Raw genomic sequence first — 18,651 nt, 5'->3', positions numbered from 1 at the left:
CGGTTGGATGCAATTTTTATGGGGTTTTTGTGCTCCGCCCTATTGGCGATGCACCGCGCATGCCCTACATTTCGCTTGCCGACGGGGTCGGCATGACCAACAACCAACCGTTCACGGAACAGGAAATCATGGCAAAGACCGCTAAGAAGGCTGCCCCGAAGAAGGCAGCGAAGAAAGTCGCTACGAAGGCAGCCGCCAAGCCGGCCGCTCCCAAGCCGATCAAGGAAGCCCTGACCAAGTCGGGTCTGGTTGCGCACCTGGCCGAGGCGACCAGCGTCGCCGCCAAGGATGTCCGCTCCATCCTGGCCGCGCTGGAAGGCGCCGTCGCCGCATCGGTCAACAAGAAGGGCGCAGGCAGCTTCACCCTGCCGGGCCTGTTGAAGATCTCCACCGTGAGCGTGCCGGCCAAGCCGAAGCGCAAGGGCATCAACCCGTTCACCAAGGAAGAGCAGTGGTTCGCCGCCAAGCCGGCCTCCACCAAGATCAAGGTGCGCCCGCTCAAGAAGCTCAAGGACGCCGCGGTCTGATCCGCACGCCCTTGGACGAAAGAACGGGACGGCCATGCCGTCCCGTTTTTTTTTGCGCCGCCCATGGCGCTCCCGCGGACCATCGATGTGCCCTGTCAAAACCGCTCCCGACGGTTTTCTGCGCGGCCTCCACGGCAGGCGGCGTTCTTCCAGGGGCAGTTCGTCCACCGGCCAGGGCGCAACCATCCGGGCTGCGACAATCCGTTGCCGGAATGGCTGCAATCCGTTTTCCAGCCACCGCAATGCATCCGCGGGAGAGCCCCCGGGGTGAAGCGTGCGCCGAAGCCCCCGGGCGCGGTGGAGATCCACGAGAGGGAGCCCACGGTCTGCGCCGCAGCTCGTGGAACGCCCACGCGGGGAAATCGCAGGAGCGGTTTCCAGCATTGCGACGCGACGCCCCACAGGGGTGCCGCCAGGAATGACGGGGGTAATGCGCTGGCGCTTCGCGCTGGAACACAGCGTCATGGGCCGGCGCCTCGCCCGGGCCGCCTGCCGGGCCTATGGTGACGACCAAGCCACAGCCACCTCCCACGTCATGTCCAGCAGCAAGCACCGTTACCGCATCACCGTCACGCCGATCGAAGCCGATGGCCTGCAGTGCAGCGGCCGTTGCACCATCGAATTCGAACAGCGCAGTCCCCGCAACTGGATGCGCGAACTGGAAGGCGCACAGCGGCAGCGGCGCCTGTCCTGCAACGAGGATGCCGGCGTGGTGGTGGCCACCGGCCTGCTGGAGACGCTGGCCGCGGCAGCGCGCGAAGGCGACCACCCGCTGGCGGCGCTGCAGCCGGAGCTCGACGGCCTGATCGCCAAACTGCAGGCGCTGCGCGAAGCGCAGTAGGCGCGCTGGCGATGCTGTTCCGCTAACCGGCCATTCACCGCTTCCAGGTATCGTGCGTTGCTTCCGTCGCACTCTTCCCAGGCCGATACGATGAACTTCCGCTCCCTGCTGCTGCCCGCCGTCGCCTGCGTGGCCATGGCCACCAGTGCCCATGCATCGCCGCAGGTCAGCGGCCGCAAGCTCATGGTCGACGCAGCCGACGTGCAGCATTACCTGGATGGCAGCTTTCCGCGTTCGCAGAAGGCGCTCGGCGGGCTGCTCGCGCTGACGGTCAGCCAGCCGCGGCTGACGCTGCCGGCCGGCAACCGCCTGAACCTGCAGTTCGACCTGGCCATGGCCGCCGCCGGCGGTGCCCCGACGCAGGTGGGCAACGTGCAGCTCAGCAGCAGCCTGCGCTACGACGCGGCCACGCGCGGCTTCCACCTGGAACAACCGACCGTCGACGCCTTCCGCCCGGTGATGGCCGGTGCCGAGCTCGATTCCGGCACCCGCGGCCTGCTCAACAGCTGGCTGGCCGACTATGCGCGCCGCGAGCCGATCTACCGCATCGATCCGGCCATCGCCAACGTGATGGGCGCGCTGCAGGTGAAGTCGGTGGGCATCGAGAACGGCCGCATCGCGGTGGACTTCAACCAGGACCTCGGCCGGCTGGTGCCGCAGGGGTTGCTGGGAAACTGATCCAGCCGGCCGGAAGGCATTCGCGGCGGGGAGTCGTTCCCTCAGAAGCCGGGATGGTCCGCAGCGCCGGCGGGGCTCCAGCGGACAACCCCCCGTGGAGCGTTGCCCGCGCTACGCGGTGACGGATCGCCGCGGTGCGCTGTAGCGCCGGGCAACACGCCCGGCGGGGCCTTTGCCGGGAACGCTCCAGCGGGGCGTTGCCCCGCTCTAGAGGGTGGCGGGGTTCTGTAGCGTCGGGCAGCGCCCGGCGGGCTTTCCCGGCGAAGCTCTAGCGGGGCGTTGCCCCGCTCTACACGGGCAGGGTTCTGTAGCGCCGGGCAGCGCCCGGCGGGCTTTCCCGGTGAAGCTCCTGCGGGGCGTTGCCCCGCTCTACACGGGACAGGGTTCTGTAGCGCCGGGCAGCGCCCGGCGGGCTTTCCCGGTGAAGCTCCAGCGGGGCGTTGCCCCGCTCTACGCACGACACCGGAGAGAAGCTCAGCGCTTGGGCTGCAGCATCGTGCCGGTGCATTTGGGCGAGCCGCAACGGCACTCCCAGATCTTCTTCAGGCGCGGGGTATGGCGCTCGGCCAGGGTGATGCCGTAGTTGTAGGTCAGTTCCTCGCCCGGCTTGATCGCGCGGATCGCCTCGATGAACACCTTGTCGGCGGTACGGTCGTCGCCTTCGGCCTCCTCGATCAGCGCTTCGCAGTTCGGGTCGCAGCTGTGGTTGATCCAGCGCGCGTCGTTGCCCTTGTGGTTGGCATCGATGACGTAGTCGTCGTTCAGCGTGAACAGGAAGGTGTGGCCGCTTTCCACGTCGCCCGCATCGTCGGCGTCCACCTCGGCATGGGTCCGGCGCAGGCCCTTGTACTCGATGACGCGCTCGCCCTTGGCGATGGCCGCCAGCGCGAACACGCCATTGCCGTGGATGGTGGATTTGCGCGCCTGGATCTTCTTGGGCATGTACATGGCCGGGAAACGATGAGGAAGGGGGATTCTCGCGCAGTCGCGCGGGCTTCCCAAGCCCGGGCGAACGATGCGGACCGCTTGACCTGCATCAACACCCCGCCACGGGCCGGGTTTGAGGCGCCGCGCACAAAAGCGTACAATTTCGGTCCACATTGATTTCCACGCCCCACCCATGCTCCGCGTCACCAAGCTCACCGACTACGCCAGCGTCGTCATGACCGTGCTCGCCACACGGCCGGACGAGGTGCTGAGCGCGACCGAACTGGCCGAGGCCGCCGGGCTGGAGCCGCCGACCGTCAGCAAACTGCTCAAACCGCTGGCGCAGGCCGGGCTGGTCGAGGGCCTGCGCGGCGTACGTGGCGGTTACCGCCTCACCCGCCCCGCCACCGAGATCAGCCTGATCGAGATCGTCGAGGCGATGGAAGGCCCGCTGGCGATCACCGAGTGCAGCCAGGGCCAGAGCCAGTGCGGCATCGCCAGCCAGTGCGGCGTGCGCTCCAACTGGCGGCTGATCAACGACGTGGTCGCCGACGCCCTGCGCGGCGTGACCCTGGCGCAGATGCTGCACCCCCTCCCACTTGCCGACCGTCGACGCATCGACGTCAGCATCGTTTCCTGAATTCCGTAGGCAGCCTCATGGCCACCGAGACCATCGAAAACGTCGGCACCGCCGACACCCCCAACCGCGAGATCCACGAACAGCTGGGCCGCAAGTACGAGGCCGGCTTCGTCACCGACATCGAGTCCGATTCGTTCGCGCCCGGCCTGGACGAAGACGTCATCCGCGCGCTTTCGGCCAAGAAGGAAGAGCCGGAGTGGATGACGCAGTGGCGCCTGGACGCCTACCGCCACTTCCTGACCATGCGCCAGCCGGACTGGGCCAAGCTGCAGATCGGCCCGATCGACCTGCAGGCGCTGAGCTACTACTCCGCGCCTAAGGGCCCGAAGTACAAGTCGCTGGACGAAGTGCCCAAGGAACTGCTGGACACCTACGACAAGCTCGGCGTGCCGCTGCACGAACGCGCCAAGCTCGCCGGCGTGGCGGTCGACGCCGTGTTCGACTCGGTTTCGGTCGGCACCACCTTCCGCAAGGAACTGGCCGACAAGGGCGTGATCTTCTGCTCGATCTCCGAGGCCATCCGCGAATACCCCGACCTGGTCCGCCAGTACCTGGGTTCGGTGGTGCCGGTGGGCGACAACTACTTCGCCGCGCTCAACTCGGCGGTGTTCTCCGACGGCAGCTTCGTGTTCGTGCCCAAGGGCGTGCGCTGCCCGATGGAACTGAGCACCTACTTCCGGATCAACGCCAACAACACCGGCCAGTTCGAGCGCACGCTGATCATCTGCGAGGACCGGGGCCACGTCTCCTACCTGGAAGGCTGCACCGCGCCGATGCGCGACGAGAACCAGCTGCACGCCGCGGTGGTCGAGCTGGTCGCGCTGGAAGATGCCGAGATCAAGTACTCCACGGTGCAGAACTGGTACCCGGGCGACGAGAACGGCGTCGGCGGCATCTACAACTTCGTCACCAAGCGCGCCGAATGCCGCGGCGCGCGCAGCAAGGTCACCTGGACCCAGGTGGAGACCGGCTCGGCCATCACCTGGAAGTACCCGTCCTGCGTGCTGCTGGGCGACGACTCGGTGGGCGAGTTCCACTCGGTGGCGCTCACCCACCACCGCCAGCAGGCCGATACCGGCACCAAGATGATCCACGTCGGCAAGCGCACCAAGAGCAAGATCGTCTCCAAGGGCATCAGCGCCGGCCGCGGCCAGAACACCTATCGCGGCCTGGTCAAGGTCGCCGCCGGCGCCGACGGCGCGCGCAACTACACCCAGTGCGACTCGCTGCTGATCGGCAAGAAGTGCGGCGCCCACACCTTCCCCTACATCGAGGTGAAGAACCCCAGCGCCACCGTCGAACACGAAGCCACCACCTCCAAGATCTCCGACGACCAGATGTTCTATTGCCGCTCGCGCGGCATCGACCAGGAGAACGCGGTGTCGATGATCGTCGACGGCTTCTGCAAGCAGGTGTTCAAGGAGCTGCCGATGGAGTTCGCGGTGGAAGCCAAGAAGCTGCTGGAAGTGTCGCTGGAAGGCTCGGTCGGATGAGCCGCCTGCCCCTTCTGCTGCTCGCGCTGCTGCCCTTCGCGGCCCCCGCCTCGCCATTGGGCAAGGCCTGCGACGACGCCCGCAGCCAGCTGGACATCAACGAATGCGCGGCGCGCGAGGCCGGGAAGGCCGATACGGAGCTCAACGCCGTGTACCGGCAGGTGATGCAGAAGCTGCAGGGCCAGCCGGTCGCCATCGAAAAGCTGCGCGGTGCCCAGCGCCTGCGGGTCCAGCTGCGTGATGCCGACATCGACGCGCGATACCCGGTCGGCAAGGACGAGAACCCGCGCGTCCTGTATGGCTCGATGTACCCGGCGCTGTATTCGGCCGACAAGGCCGAGCTGACCCGGCAGCGCACCCACTGGCTGCGCGCCACTTTCCTTGATCGCGCCGAAGGCGAACTCTGATCGCCCCGCCCCCCATTCAAATCGAAGACCGTACCCTCATGCTGAAGATCGAAAACCTCCACGCCAGCATCGCCGGCAAGGAAATCCTCAAGGGCCTTTCGCTGGACGTGAAGCCCGGCGAAGTGCACGCCATCATGGGGCCGAACGGCGCCGGCAAGTCCACGCTTGGCAACGTGCTTTCCGGGCGCGACGGCTATGAAGTCACCGGGGGCAGCGTGCGGTTCGAGGGCGATGACCTGCTGGACCTGGAGCCGGAAGCGCGCGCTGCCGCCGGCCTGTTCCTGGCCTTCCAGTACCCGGTGGAGATCCCGGGCGTGAACAACACCTACTTCCTGCGCGCCGCGCTCAACGCCCAGCGCAAGACGCGCGGCGAGCCGGAGCTGGACTCGATGCAGTTCCTCAAGCTGGTCCGCCAGAAGCTGGCGGTGCTGCACCTGAAGGACGAACTTCTGCATCGCGGCGTCAACGAAGGCTTTTCCGGCGGCGAGAAGAAGCGCAACGAGATCTTCCAGCTGGCCGTGCTGGAACCGAAGCTAGCGATCCTCGACGAGACCGATTCGGGCCTGGACATCGACGCGCTCAAGAGCGTGGCCGACGGCGTCAACGCGCTGCGTTCGCCTGAACGTTCGTTCCTGGTCATCACCCACTACCAGCGCCTGCTCGACTACATCAAGCCGGACGTGGTGCACGTGCTGGCCGACGGCCGCATCGTCAAGACCGGCGGCCCGGAACTGGCGCTGGAGCTGGAAGCCCACGGCTACGATTTCCTGAAGGACCGCGTGGTCCGCGAGGCCGCCAAGTAATGAGCGCGCTCCTGGATTCACTGGCCGCCGGCTTCAGCGGCAGCGATGCCCGCCGCACGCTGCTTGATGCCGCGCTGCAGACCGGCCTGCCCGCTGCGCGCAGCGAGGCCTGGAAGTACACCTCGCTGCGCCAGCTCGAACGCCGCACGTTCGCCGCAGCGCCGCCGCAGGCCGCGGACATCGATGCCGCCCTGCTGGCCCACATCCCGGCGCCGCGACTGGTCTTCGTCAATGGCCGCCACAGCGCTGCGCTGAGCGATCTGTCGGCGCTGGCCGCAGGTGTGCAGGTGCGCACCCTGGCTGCGGTGCAGGCCGAAGAGCCCGAAGCCCTGCGCTTCCTCGATCGCCGCTTCGAGCGCGCCGATGAAGTGTTCGCCCAGCTCAATGCCGCACTTGCCGATGAAGGCGTGCTGGTACAGGTGGCCGAAGGCGCCCACAGCGAGACGCCGCTGCACCTGGTCTTCGTCAGCGCCGCCGATTCCGCCGACCGGGCCTGGCACCACCGCCACCTGATCGAGCTGCGCCGCGGCGCCGTGTTCGGCCTGGTCGAGCATCACCTGTGGGCCGGCGACAGCGCGCACCTGGACAACACCCTGGTGCACGTCCACCTGGCCCAGGACGCACGGCTCTCGCACGCCCGCGTGCAGGCCGACGGCGCGCGCGCCACCTCGCTGCTGCGCACCGACGCGGTGCTGGCCCGCGATGCGCAATACCGCCGCATCGACCTGGAGCTGGGCGCGGCGCTGACCCGCCACGAACTCAACGTGCGCCTGGAAGGCGACAACGCCAGGCTGGTCGCCAACGGCGTGCTGCTGGGCACCGGCCGCCGCCATATCGACACCCGCCTGGGCATCGAGCACATCGCCCGCGACACCAGCGCCGAAATGCTGTGGCGCGGCGTGGCCGCCAACCGCAGCCGCGTGGTGTTCCATGGCGGCATCCACATCCGCGAAGGCGCCGATGGCACCGACGCTAACCTGTCCAACAAGAACCTGCTGCTGTCCGCCGATGCCGAGATCGATACCCAGCCGACGCTGGTGATCGATGCCGACGAGGTCAAGGCCGCGCACGGCGCCACGGTCGGTCAGCTCGATGCCAATGCGCTGTTCTACCTGCGCTCGCGCGGCGTGCCGGCCGACCAGGCGCGCGCCATGCTCAGCGCCGCGTTCTGCCACGAACCGTTGGCCGCGGTGGAGGGCATCCTGACCGAAAAGCTGGTCCGCCACCTGGACCAGGCACTGCAGCAGGCAGGCGTGGCATGAACCTTTCCTCCCCGCGCCCGATCCCGTCCTCGCCCGCCGCTCCGGACTGGGAGCGCGTACGCGCCGATTTCCCGCTGCTCATGCGCGAAGTCAACGGCAAGCCGCTGGTGTACTTCGACAATGCCAACACCGCGCAGAAGCCGCTGTCGGTGATCGGCGCGGTGGACGAGTTCTACCGCCGCTACAACGCCAACGTCAGCCGCGCCGTCCATGCCCTGGGCAGCGAGGCCACCGAGGCCTACGAGGGCGCGCGCGGCAAGCTGGCGCGCTTCCTCAACGTGCGCGCCGACGAGCTGGTCCTGTGCAGCGGCACCACCTTCGCGATCAACCTCGTCGCCTATTCGTGGGCGCTGCCGCGGCTCAAGGCCGGCGACGTGATCCTGGTTTCGCGCATGGAGCACCACGCCAACATCGTGCCCTGGCAGCTGGTGGCGCAGCGCACCGGCGCGAGCATCCGCGTGGCCGAAATCGCGCCCGACGGCACACTGGACATGGACGCGCTGCATGCGGCCATGACGCCGGAGGTGAAGCTGCTGGCGCTGGCGCATGTCTCCAACGTGCTGGGCACGGTCAATCCGGTACGCGAGATCTGCCGCGAGGCGCGCAGGCGCGGCATCGTCACCGTCATCGACGGCTCGCAGGCCGCGCCGCACCTGGAACTGGACGTCGCCGCCGTCGGCTGCGACTTCTACGCGGTCACCGGCCACAAGATGTGCGGCCCCACCGGCACCGGCGCACTGTGGGCGCGCCGCGAACTGCTGCAGGAAATGCCGCCGTTCCTCGGCGGCGGCGAAATGATCAAGGAAGTCAGCTTCGACGGCACCGTGTTCAACGATGCTCCCCACAAGTTCGAGGCCGGCACGCCGAACATCGCCGGCTTCATCGGCCTGGGCGTGGCGGCGGACTACCTGGACGGGCTCGGGCGCAATCACGTCGCCGCCCGCGAGCAGGAACTGCTGGCGCACTTCACCGAGGAGCTGCAGCGCATCGACGGCGTGCGCATCTTCGGCACGGCCCCACACAAGGCCGCGGTGGTCTCCTTCCTGGTCGAAGGCGCGCACGCGCACGACCTGGCCACCCTGCTCGACCTGCAGGGCGTGGCGGTACGCTCCGGCCAGCACTGCGCGCACCCGCTGCTACAGTACTACGGCGTCGCCGCCACCTGCCGCGCCTCGCTCGCCTTCTACAACACCCATGAAGAGATCGAAGCCTTCATGGCTGCATTGAAGAAGGTACGCACGCTGTTGGGGTGAGCGCTCCATGGCGCAGCGCGCTCCCCGCTCCACAGGGAGTGGAGAGGGAGGCTCTGCAGCGCCGGGCATGGCCCGGCGAGGCCGGGTGGGGAGTGCCCCAGCGGGGTATTGCCCCGCTCTACACGGGACGGAACAGGAAAGCCCCGTAGCGCCGGGCATCGCCCGGCGAGGCATTGCCGGGAGCGCTCCAGCGGGGCGTTGCCCCGCTCTACAATGTCCGGCATGGACGCCCTCATTTTCCGCACCGCCACACCGGACGACGTTCCGGCCCTGATCGAACTGGTCACCTCCGCCTACCGGGGTGACACCTCGCGCGTGGGCTGGACCACAGAGGCCGACATCCTCGATGGCCAGCGGGTGGATGCCGAAGGCATCCTCGCCGACATCGGCCGGCCGCGCAGCCTGATCCTGATCGCCGAGCAGGCCGGGCAGATGCTGGCCTGCTGCCATATCGCCGACGAGGACGGGCATGGCTACTTCGGCATGTTCGCGGTCAGTCCGAAGGCCCAGGGCGGCGGCGTCGGCAAGCAGGTCATGCAGCAGGCCGAGCGCCACGTGGCCGGGCAGTGGCGGCTGCCGACCATGCAGATGACGGTGATCGACTGCCGCGACGAGCTGATCGCCTTCTACGAGCGACGCGGCTACGCCCGGACCGGCATCAAGAAGCCGTTCCCCTACGGCGACGAGCGCTTCGGCATCCCCAGGCGTGACGACCTGCGCTTCGAAGTCCTGGAAAAGCGCCTGGAGCCGGCTGCATGAGTGCGACCTGGACCTATGTCTGCGCCAGCGGCGAACTGCTGCCGGGGGAAATGAAGACCGCCTTCGACGAAGTCACCGGCGCGCCCATCGTCGTGTTCAACCTGGACGGCGAACTGTACGCACTGGAGGACCAGTGCACGCACGAGGAGTTCGAGCTGTCCTCGGGCAACCTCGACCCGGCCGAGGGCAGCGTCGAGTGCATCCTGCACGGCGCCCGTTTCGACATCCGCGATGGCCGCGCCCTGTGCGCGCCGGCCTATACCCCGGTGCCGAAATTCCCGGTCAAGTGCGAGGACGGCGGGATCTGGGCCCGCGACGACCGCGACTGAGGACCGCCCCGCACGGCAGCGGCGCGGCTGCCCATGCCGCGGGGCCTGCCGGAGCGCATTCGCAGGCGGGCCCGCCTTTTTGATCCTTGCCGATGCCCCGATACGGGGCTGCATGGCCGGCTCCGGCTACCGCCCACCCAATAATCTCGTTGTTATTGATAACGATTATCGTTAGGATGCGCATCTGCCTCCACCAGCGGCGCCCATACCCGGGCGCCGCTGGGCGATCCGGACGGCATCCACTTCCCCTGCTCTTTGCAAAGGGATCTTTCCCTTCCTTTCCCGACCGCCCATGAACCACATCACGTCCCGCAAGTACGCACCGCGCGCCACCCTGCTGGCCACGGCCACCCTCGCCGCCGGCTTCTCCTCCCTGTCGGCCCAGGCCGCGGACGCCGACAGCGGCGACGCGCCGGCCACCGAGCTGGACAAGGTGCAGGTCCGCGGCAGCTGGTTCGCGCCGTCCTCGCCCAAGTTCACCGCCGAACTGCTGGATACGCCGAAGTCGGTGTCCGTGGTCACCGAGAAGACCATCCAGGAAATCGGCGCGACCAATCTGGTCGATGCGCTGCGCATGGTGCCGGGCATCACCTTCGGTGCCGGCGAAGGCGGCAATTCCACCGGCGACCGTCCGTTCCTGCGCGGCTTCGACGGCCAGAGCAACATGTTCGTCGACGGCCTGCGCGACGTCGGCACCCAGACCCGCGAAGTGTTCGACCTGGAACAGCTGGAAGTGGTCAAGGGCCCGAGCTCGGCCTACGGCGGCCGTGATTCCGGCGGCGGCAGCATCAACCTGGTCAGCAAGACCCCGAAGCTGAAGAACGAAACCAACGTCAGCATGGGCGTGGGCACCGACAGCTATGCGCGCGGCACCGTGGACGCCAACTACGTGCTCGGCGACGGCATTGCCGCACGCCTGAACCTGCTCAAGCACGAGTCGGACATCGCCGGCCGTGATGCCGCCAATGTCAGCCGCTGGGGCATCGCACCGTCCATCGCCTTCGGCCTGAACGGCCCGCTGCAGCTGATTGCCAGCCACTACCACCTGGAAACCGACGACCTGCCCGATGCAGGCGGCTTCCCGTACGGCAACCCGGCCACCGGCACCACCACCGGCAAGCCGCTGGTGCCCAACCGCAACAACTACTACGGGCTGAAGGACCGCGACTTCCAGCGTACCCGCGCCGACATCAGCACCATCGACGCCAGCTATGACCTCGGCGGCCACAAGCTGCGCAACATCGCGCGCCTGGGCAACACCAGCAACGACTACCTGTGGACCCAGCCGGACGACAGCAAGAACAACCCGCTGCAGTACGGCACCTTGTGGCGCCGTACCAACAACCGCGCCATCGATACCAAGACCTTCGCCGACCAGCTGAGCCTGACCGGTGCGTTCCAGACCGGCGGCCTGAAGCACAGCTACAGTGCTGGCGTCGAGTACAGCGAAGAAAAGAGCAGCAAGGGCGGCTACGACATCGGCGGCGGCGGCACCAACAACCCGATCAGCAACAACCAGGTGTGCAAGACCACCGGTGCTGCGACCGGCTACAACTGCACCGACTTCTACAACCCGAACCCGAACGATCCGTGGTCGGCCACCCACCCGGTGACCCGCACCAACAAGGCGCTGGATGTCGAGCAGACCACCAAGACCAAGTCGGTCTATGCATTCGACACCATCGAGCTGAGCGAAAAGTGGCTGGTCAACCTCGGCCTGCGCTGGGACGACTACGACACCGAACAGGTCACCCCGGTCCTGAACAAGGCTCCGACCGTGCTGCGCAACAGCGACGGCTTCCTCAACTACCAGGCCGGCGTGGTGTTCAAGCCGACCGCCAATGGCAGCATCTACCTGTCCTACGGCACCTCCTCGACCCCGCCGGGCATGGACAGCGGTGAAGGCAACGACTCGATCAGCGCCGCCATCCAGAACCTCAAGCCGCAGGAAACCAGGAACTACGAACTGGGCACCAAGTGGGACCTGTTCGACAAGCGCTTGAACCTGACCGCCGCGATCTTCCATACCGAGATGAGCAATGCGCGTGTCGTGATCGACACCGGCAGCACCCAGAACGCTGGCAAGAAGGCGATCAGCGGCGTCGAGATCGGCGTCAATGGCCAGATCACCGACCGCTGGAACGTCGCCGGTGGCTACACCTACATGGATTCGGAGCTGAAGGACAACGGTTTTGTCTGCTCCATTTCCAGCCGTACCGGTTGCCCGGCTCCGGGCGTGTGGATCGTCTCGCCGAACAACGGCAACATGTTCCCGAACACCCCCAAGCACGCCGCCACGCTGTGGACCACCTACATGCTGCCGTTCGGCCTGACCATCGGCGGTGGCGCCAGCTATGTCGACAAGCAGTACGGCGACGTGGCCAACACCAAGTGGATCCCGGCTTACACCCGTTGGGATGCAATGGCCAGCTACGCCATCCAGGACAACATCAGCCTGCAGCTGAACGTGCAGAACCTCACCGACAAGACCTACTTCACCAAGGCCTATGCCTCGCACTACGCAGCGATCGCACCGGGCCGCGCCGCCACGCTGGCACTGAACGTCAAGTTCTGATGCAGGCATGAGCAGCAACGGCGGCAGGCGCAAGCCTGCCGCCGTTCTGCGTTTCCGCTGGCGGCCACGGCAGGCGACCCAGTTCACCCGCAATGGCAACCATCGGCCGACCCTGCCGATTCAAACCAGGTCACAGGCACGACCATGTCCACTCCCCTTCCAAGCGATGCCACCGCGCTGGCGCGGCAACTGCTCAGCGATCCCCAAGCCACCTTCGCGCAGATCCGCGAGGCGGCACTGGCGGGCCAGCTGGATGCACAGCTGCTGCTGGCCCAGCTCTATATCGAAGGCAAGGGCGTGGCGCGTGATGAACACGCCGCACTGCTCTGGTACGAGACCGCCGCCAACAACGGCAGCGCGCTGGCGATGAACATGCTCGGCCGCTGCCATGAGCTGGGCCAGGGCTGCGCACCCGACGCCACGCTGGCCGCCGTCTGGTACCGCAATGCCGCCGAGGCCGGGCTGGACTGGGGCATGTACAACCATGCCAACCTGCTCGCCACCGGCCGTGGCGTGCCACAGGACCGGCCGCGGGCGCTCGCGCTGTATACCCAGGCCGCGCATATGGGCCATGCCAAGTCGATGAACCTGCTGGCGCGCCACCTGGAAGACGGACTGGAAACCGGGCGCGATCCGCAGGCCGCGCTGGACTGGTATCGGCGCTCGGCCGAAGCCGGCGACTTCCGCGGGCAGGCCAACTACGCCTCCATCCTTCTGCAGGATGGCCGTATCGACGAAGCCCTGCATTGGCTGCGGCTCGCGCTCGCGCACGGCAGCCCTGCGTTCATGACCCATATCGTCCCGGAACTGGCCGCGTCGCCGCATCCGCGGGTGCGCGGGCTGGTCACCCACCTCGCAAGCTGAGGCCTCCCATGCTGCTGCACATTCCCAACGTACTCACCCCCGGGCAGGTCGCCGGATTCCGCGCCAGGCTCGACGCCGCGCAGTGGACCGACGGACGCGAAACCGTCGGCCACCTCGGCGCGCAGGCCAAGCGCAACGAGCAGTTGCCCGAGGAGTCGCCGCTGCGGCGCGAACTGGGCGAGACCCTTCTCGTCGCGCTGGCCAAGAACCCGCTGTTCTTCAGCGCCGCGCTGCCGCTGAAGTACCTGCCGCCGCGCTTCAACCGCTACGCCGGCGGCGGCACCTACGGCTTCCATGTCGATGGCGCGGTGATGAACCTGTCCCAGGGCGAGCAGCTGCGCTCGGACGTGTCGTGCACGCTGTTCCTCAACGCCCCGGACGAGTATGAAGGCGGCGAACTGGTCATCAGCGACACCTATGGCGAGCACGAAGTGAAACTGCCGGCCGGCGACCTGATCCTGTACCCCTCCAGCAGCCTGCACCAGGTCACCCCGGTGACCCGCGGCGCACGGCTGGCCTCGTTCTTCTGGGTGCAGAGCATGATCCGCGACGACGCGCGGCGGCGGATGCTGTTCGAGATGGATACCTCCATCGAAACCCTGCGCCGCGGCAATGCCGATGCCGACGCGGTGCTGCAGCTGACCGGCGTGTACCACAACCTGCTGCGGCAGTGGGCCGAGGTCTGAGCATGGCTCCCCTGCGCCCGGTCTGACCTGCGTCAAGCCGGACTCAAATGCAATGAATTCTTATTTGCACCAGGTAACGAATCCCAACTACAATTGAGCGACACCACCGGCCCATCCGGCCGGTGCCTTGCGCCAACGGGGATTCAAGTGCGCCATCTGCTCCAGCCATATCGCCTGCCAGCCGTAGCGCTCCCGCGCGCCGGCCTGCGTGCGCCGTTGCTGGTACTGCTGGCGATGTTCTCGATGCTGATGCCCGGCTGGCCGAGCGCGACCCTGTCGACGGCAGCGGCCGGACTGGCCGTCCATGCGCCCGTCAGCGGCGAGGAAGGACCGACCGGCGAATCCGCCGAACGGGAAAATCCGGCCAAACTCCGCCGCGCAGCCACGCTGCAGGCGCCCCGCGCCGCCTGGAGTCGTCCCGCCCCGCCGCGCCCGTCGGCATCCGCGGGCGATCAGGCAGTCGCCCTGCGCTCCACCGTACCGGTCGCCGCACCGACGCCACCAGATGCCACGCCGGTGCGCTGGCGCCTGCAACGCAGCCAGGCGCCTCCTCTGGCCTGATCGTCCACCGCGGTAGCGCGGCGCGGATCCAGTTCTGTTCATTCCCGTCATGGCGCCCGCAGGCGTCACGGCCAGCCACGCCTTTTCCCTTTCGTTTTCGAGGTCATCCCATGGCTCTGCGCCATCGTTTCCGCGTGCCCGCCGCACGCACTTCCCTCGCCATCGCTGTGCTGACCGCCATGTCGGCCCACGCCTCCGGCGTACCAGCCGGCCAACCGGCCACGCTGGATACCGTGGTGGTCACCGCCTCGGGCTTCGAGCAGAAGATCACCGACGCGCCGGCCAGCATTTCGGTCATCACCCGCGAGGAACTGGCAAGGCGTCCCTACATGACCCTGCTGGACGCGGTACGCGACCTTGAAGGCGTGGACGTGGGTGAAACCCGCGACAAGACCGGCCAGGGTACCATCTCCATGCGCGGCATGGGCTCGGACTACACCCTGATCCTGGTCAACGGCAGGCGCCAGAACAACCACGGCGACATCTATCCCAACAACTTCGGCGGCAACCAGTTCAACCACATCCCGCCGCTGGATGCGATCGAGCGCATCGAGGTGATCCGTGGCCCGATGTCCACGCTGTACGGTGCCGATGCCATGGGCGGGGTGATCAACATCATCACCAAGCGCACCCTCGACGGCTGGCACGGCTCGGCCAGCGTCGCCCGTACCGTCGAGACCAGCGACGAGTTCGGCGACGACAGCACCATGGACTTTTTCCTCACCGGCCCGCTGCTGCCCGGCGTGCTCAATCTCAGCGCGCGCGGCAGCTGGTACGACCGCAAGGCGTCCAACCCGACCTACGCGCCGGTCACCGATCCCGCCGGCGGCCTGCACACCCGCCCGCTGGGCTTCGGCAGCGGCGGCAAGACCGTGGACAACACCAACAAGGCCGGCGGCATCACCCTGACCTGGATGCCCACCGACAACCAGACCGTGTCCCTGGACTACGACGCTTCGCGGCAGGAATACGACAACAGGATCAAGCTCAACGACAGCGGGGTCGAGGAATATCCCGTCGGCACCGTGGACAACATCAACAGCGTCTGGCGCGCCTCCAACTTCTGCTTCGGCGCGGCCGGCGCCAACGCCAATGCCTGCCGTGCGAACGGCGGCAGCTGGGCGCGTCGCGCCGATCCGCGCGTCGGCTACAGTCCGTCGCAGGAATTCACCCGCGACGCCTGGGCGCTGACCCACGAAGGCCAGTGGGATTTCGGCAACAGCTTCGTCTCGCTGGCGCACGTGGCCACCAACAACGATGGCCGCACCCTGCCGTTCACCGTGGCCGAGCGCGAACAGCTGCTGGCGATGATCGACGGCACCGGCCAGTACGCCGGCATGGATCTGGCCGAGCGCCGTGCGCTGGCCGAGTCCACCTTCCTGCCGCGCCCCAAGCGCACGCTGGAGAGCGCGCAGTACACCCTGGACGCCAAGCTCGACATCCCGTTCCAGGCCGCCGGCGAGCACACTCTGGTGGTGGGCACCCAGGTCATCCGCGGCGAATTGACCGACGGCGTGTTCGGTACCGAGAAGGGCACGCCGGGCCTGAAGCAGGAGCACGACATGTACTCGCTGTTCGTCGAGGACAACTGGAAGGTGAGCGCGCCGCTGACCCTCACCGTCGGCCTGCGCTACGACGACCACGCGGTGTTCGGCGACCACCTGAGCCCGCGCCTGTACGGCGTCTATACCCTCAATGGGCAGTGGACGGTCAAGGGCGGCGTCAGCACCGGCTTCAAGACGCCCAAGACCACCGACCTGTACGACGGCGTCACCGGTTTCGGTGGCCAGGGCACCTCGCCGTTCTTCGGCAATCCGGACCTGAAGCCGGAAACCAGTACCAGCACCGAGCTGGCGGTCTACTGGCAGCATCCGCAGGGCCACAATTTCAATGCCACGCTGTTCCACAACCGGTTCGACGACAAGATCGACAGCCAGCCCTGCGGCGCCGGCCTGGCGCTGAGCTGCACCAGCAGCGGCGAGTACGCCGAGCTGGGTTATTCGAGCAGCAGCCGCACGGTGAACATCGACGAAGTGGTGATCCGCGGCGCCGAGCTGTCCGGGCGCTGGAAGATCAGCGATGCCTTCGGCTTCCGCGCCAACTACACCTTCACCGACAGCGAGCAGAAAAGCGGCGCCGAGAAGGGCCTGCCGCTGGGCAACAGCGCGCGGCACATGGCCAATGCCACCCTCGACTGGCAGGCCAACGACCGCTTCGGCCTGTTCCTCACCACCGAGGCGCGTTCCAGACGCTACCGCGGCGTCAGCGCCGTCACCGGCAACGAGCTGTACTACAGGGACTACACGGTGCTGCACCTGGGCGCGTCGTTCGAGGCCACCCGTTGGCTGACGATCAACGCGCGCATCAACAACCTGCTCGACCGCGACTTCACCACCTACCAGGCCTCGTTCAACGACCTCAACGGCAACGGCATCTACGGCGACCTGACCAACGAAGTGCTGTTCGAGGACGACTACAACAACAAGGACAAGGCGCGCAGTGTCTGGCTGAGCCTGAACATGCGCTTCTGATCCGTCCGCCGTGGTGGAGGAAGACCCGTCCCTCCTCTCCGGGAACGGATCTCCTCCTGCCCGGCAGGCAGGGAATGAAGCGATACAAATTGCGAATCATTCTCATCAATGTTCTAATTCCACCTCTTTCTGCCGCATCGCGCACGTGTCCCCAGAACGCTCTCCCACCGATCTCGTCCAGCAGCAGGCCAGCCGCGGTTTCTGGCTGCGCACGCTGCACCAGTGGCACTGGATAAGCTCGGCGGTCTGCCTGGTCGGCATGCTGCTGTTCGCCGCCACCGGCATCACCCTCAACCACGCCGCGAAGATCGAGGCCAAGCCGCAGGTCACCAACCTTCACCTGGAGCTGCCGGCACCGCTGCTGCAGGCGCTGGCTCCACATGAAGACGGCAACGCCCCGCTCCCGGCCAAGGTCGCCGATTGGTTGTCGCGCGAGCTGGAAGTGGCCATCGGCCGACGCGCGGCCGAGTGGTCGCCGGAAGAGGTCTACCTGTCCATGCCCGGCCCCGGCAGCGACGCCTGGCTGAGCATCGACCGCGAAACCGGCGCGGTGGAGTTCGAACAGACCCGCCGCGGCTGGGTGTCGTATTTCAACGACCTGCACAAGGGCCGCAACGCCGGCGCTGGCTGGGGCTGGTTCATCGACCTGTTCGCGGTGGCCTGCCTGGTGTTCTGCATCACCGGCCTGTTCCTGCTGCACCTGCATGCGCGGCAGCGGCGCATGACCTGGCCGCTGGTCGGCCTGGGCCTGCTGATCCCGCTGCTGATCGCCCTGCTCCTCATCCACTGAACACGCTTCCCCTACGGAGTCGCACCATGCGCGTCACCCTGACCATCGCCTTGAGCGGGCTGCTCGCCGCCCCCCCGGCGGCCTATGCCGCCAGCCTGGACATCAACGTCGAGATCCCCAAGCTCAACGTGGCCGAATACCACCGCCCCTACGTGGCGGTGTGGATCGAGGACGCCGGGCAGAAGTCCGCCGCCAATCTGTCGGTGTGGTACCAGCAGACGGCCAATGCCGAAGGCCACGGCACCAAGTGGCTGCCGGACCTGCGCCAGTGGTGGCGCAAGAGCGGCCGTACCCTGCAGGTGCCGGTGGATGGCGTGACCGGCCCCACACGCCCGGCCGGCAAGCATGCGCTGGGCTTCAGCGACAGCCAGCCGCAGCTGCGCGGCCTGCCCGCCGGCCAGTACACGCTGGTGGTGGAGGCGGTGCGCGAAGTCGGCGGCCGCGAGCTGCTGAAGATTCCCTTCGAGTGGAAGGGCAAGGCCGGCAACGGCACCGCCCAGGGCCAGAGCGAGCTCGGCCTGGTCACCCTCGCCATCAAGCCCTGACGTTCCGAACAAGGAGAAACACGCCATGAAACGCACCACCCTGCTCGCCGCGCTGATCGCCGCCACGCTTCCGTTCTCCGCCCCTGACTCTTATATACATCTCCGAGCCCTCGAGACTAAGGCGATGTTCGTACGCCGTCTTCTGCCTGAAAAAAAAAAAGAACCAAACCGTCACAGAAA

At 67.3% G+C, this 18,651-nt stretch carries 19 protein-coding genes; 18 read left to right on the top strand and 1 reads right to left on the bottom strand.

Annotated features, from left to right (window positions below; all coding sequences use genetic code 11):
- Positions 1-128: 128 nt before the first annotated feature.
- From ABB22_RS13015 to ABB22_RS13005, 3 genes are all read left to right on the top strand, one after another.
- A complete protein-coding gene (locus ABB22_RS13015) occupies positions 129-527 on the top strand; it encodes an HU family DNA-binding protein (RefSeq protein ID WP_055771902.1) in 399 nt (132 codons plus the stop codon).
- A gap of 430 nt (positions 528-957) precedes the next feature.
- The gene (locus ABB22_RS13010; protein ID WP_425477804.1) at positions 958-1,368 is read left to right on the top strand and encodes a DUF3861 family protein; all 411 of its coding nucleotides are present in this window, start codon (positions 958-960) and stop codon (positions 1,366-1,368) included.
- A 90-nt stretch (positions 1,369-1,458) separates the two neighbouring features.
- Complete coding sequence (locus ABB22_RS13005) at positions 1,459-2,046, top strand: YceB family lipoprotein (RefSeq protein ID WP_055771262.1); 588 nt, start codon at positions 1,459-1,461, stop codon at positions 2,044-2,046.
- 474 nt (positions 2,047-2,520) lie between these two features.
- Here the strand turns inward: ABB22_RS13005 and ABB22_RS13000 are convergent, their stop codons facing one another.
- Complete coding sequence (locus ABB22_RS13000; protein WP_055771908.1) at positions 2,521-2,988, bottom strand: SET domain-containing protein; 468 nt, start codon at positions 2,986-2,988, stop codon at positions 2,521-2,523.
- 178 nt (positions 2,989-3,166) lie between these two features.
- Between ABB22_RS13000 and ABB22_RS12995 the strand changes: the two genes are divergently transcribed.
- The 15 genes from ABB22_RS12995 (at position 3,167) to ABB22_RS12925 (ending at position 18,471) form a co-directional block, all read left to right on the top strand.
- Entirely contained in the window at positions 3,167-3,613 is a 447-nt protein-coding gene (locus ABB22_RS12995; RefSeq protein ID WP_055771265.1) for an SUF system Fe-S cluster assembly regulator, read from the top strand.
- A gap of 17 nt (positions 3,614-3,630) precedes the next feature.
- Positions 3,631-5,106, top strand: a complete 1,476-nt coding sequence (sufB, locus tag ABB22_RS12990; protein WP_055771268.1) for a Fe-S cluster assembly protein SufB — start codon at positions 3,631-3,633, stop codon at positions 5,104-5,106.
- Complete coding sequence (locus tag ABB22_RS12985) at positions 5,103-5,513, top strand: lysozyme inhibitor LprI family protein (RefSeq protein ID WP_055771272.1); 411 nt, start codon at positions 5,103-5,105, stop codon at positions 5,511-5,513. The genes sufB and ABB22_RS12985 overlap by 4 nt, the downstream gene beginning before the upstream one ends.
- Positions 5,510-6,316, top strand: coding sequence for a Fe-S cluster assembly ATPase SufC (gene sufC / locus ABB22_RS12980; RefSeq protein WP_425477805.1), 807 nt, complete (start codon positions 5,510-5,512; stop codon positions 6,314-6,316). Before ABB22_RS12985 ends, sufC begins: the two co-directional genes overlap by 4 nt.
- The gene (gene sufD, locus ABB22_RS12975) at positions 6,316-7,578 is read left to right on the top strand and encodes a Fe-S cluster assembly protein SufD (RefSeq protein WP_055771276.1); all 1,263 of its coding nucleotides are present in this window, start codon (positions 6,316-6,318) and stop codon (positions 7,576-7,578) included. Before sufC ends, sufD begins: the two co-directional genes overlap by 1 nt.
- Positions 7,575-8,831: a cysteine desulfurase gene (locus ABB22_RS12970; RefSeq protein WP_055771279.1), complete on the top strand. Its 1,257-nt coding sequence runs from the start codon at positions 7,575-7,577 to the stop codon at positions 8,829-8,831. Before sufD ends, ABB22_RS12970 begins: the two co-directional genes overlap by 4 nt.
- A 222-nt stretch (positions 8,832-9,053) precedes the next feature.
- A complete protein-coding gene (locus tag ABB22_RS12965; RefSeq protein ID WP_055771911.1) occupies positions 9,054-9,590 on the top strand; it encodes a GNAT family N-acetyltransferase in 537 nt (178 codons plus the stop codon).
- Positions 9,587-9,919: a non-heme iron oxygenase ferredoxin subunit gene (locus ABB22_RS12960; protein ID WP_055771282.1), complete on the top strand. Its 333-nt coding sequence runs from the start codon at positions 9,587-9,589 to the stop codon at positions 9,917-9,919. The genes ABB22_RS12965 and ABB22_RS12960 overlap by 4 nt, the downstream gene beginning before the upstream one ends.
- A gap of 292 nt (positions 9,920-10,211) precedes the next feature.
- The gene (locus ABB22_RS12955; protein WP_055771285.1) at positions 10,212-12,494 is read left to right on the top strand and encodes a TonB-dependent receptor; all 2,283 of its coding nucleotides are present in this window, start codon (positions 10,212-10,214) and stop codon (positions 12,492-12,494) included.
- Between the two features lie 144 nt (positions 12,495-12,638).
- Positions 12,639-13,358 (top strand): tetratricopeptide repeat protein, encoded by a 720-nt coding sequence (locus ABB22_RS12950; RefSeq protein ID WP_055771288.1) that lies wholly within the window; start codon positions 12,639-12,641, stop codon positions 13,356-13,358.
- Positions 13,359-13,366: 8 nt separating this feature from the next.
- A complete protein-coding gene (locus tag ABB22_RS12945; protein ID WP_055771291.1) occupies positions 13,367-14,044 on the top strand; it encodes a Fe2+-dependent dioxygenase in 678 nt (225 codons plus the stop codon).
- Between the two features lie 93 nt (positions 14,045-14,137).
- Positions 14,138-14,605, top strand: coding sequence for a hypothetical protein (locus tag ABB22_RS12940; protein ID WP_156358028.1), 468 nt, complete (start codon positions 14,138-14,140; stop codon positions 14,603-14,605).
- Between the two features lie 110 nt (positions 14,606-14,715).
- Positions 14,716-17,136, top strand: coding sequence for a TonB-dependent receptor domain-containing protein (locus tag ABB22_RS12935; RefSeq protein ID WP_057505263.1), 2,421 nt, complete (start codon positions 14,716-14,718; stop codon positions 17,134-17,136).
- Between the two features lie 145 nt (positions 17,137-17,281).
- On the top strand, positions 17,282-17,926 hold the full coding sequence (locus tag ABB22_RS12930) for a PepSY-associated TM helix domain-containing protein (RefSeq protein WP_055771300.1): 645 nt from the start codon (positions 17,282-17,284) through the stop codon (positions 17,924-17,926).
- A 26-nt stretch (positions 17,927-17,952) separates the two neighbouring features.
- Positions 17,953-18,471 carry a DUF2271 domain-containing protein gene (locus tag ABB22_RS12925; RefSeq protein WP_055771303.1) on the top strand — a complete coding sequence of 173 codons (519 nt, stop codon included), beginning with the start codon at positions 17,953-17,955 and terminating at the stop codon, positions 18,469-18,471.
- Positions 18,472-18,651: the final 180 nt, after the last annotated feature.

This window comes from Stenotrophomonas nitritireducens, assembly GCF_001431425.1.
Taxonomy (GTDB): domain Bacteria; phylum Pseudomonadota; class Gammaproteobacteria; order Xanthomonadales; family Xanthomonadaceae; genus Stenotrophomonas; species Stenotrophomonas nitritireducens.
The sequence above is the reverse complement of the archived record's forward strand: the minus strand, read 5'-3'. Positions and strand labels throughout refer to the sequence as shown.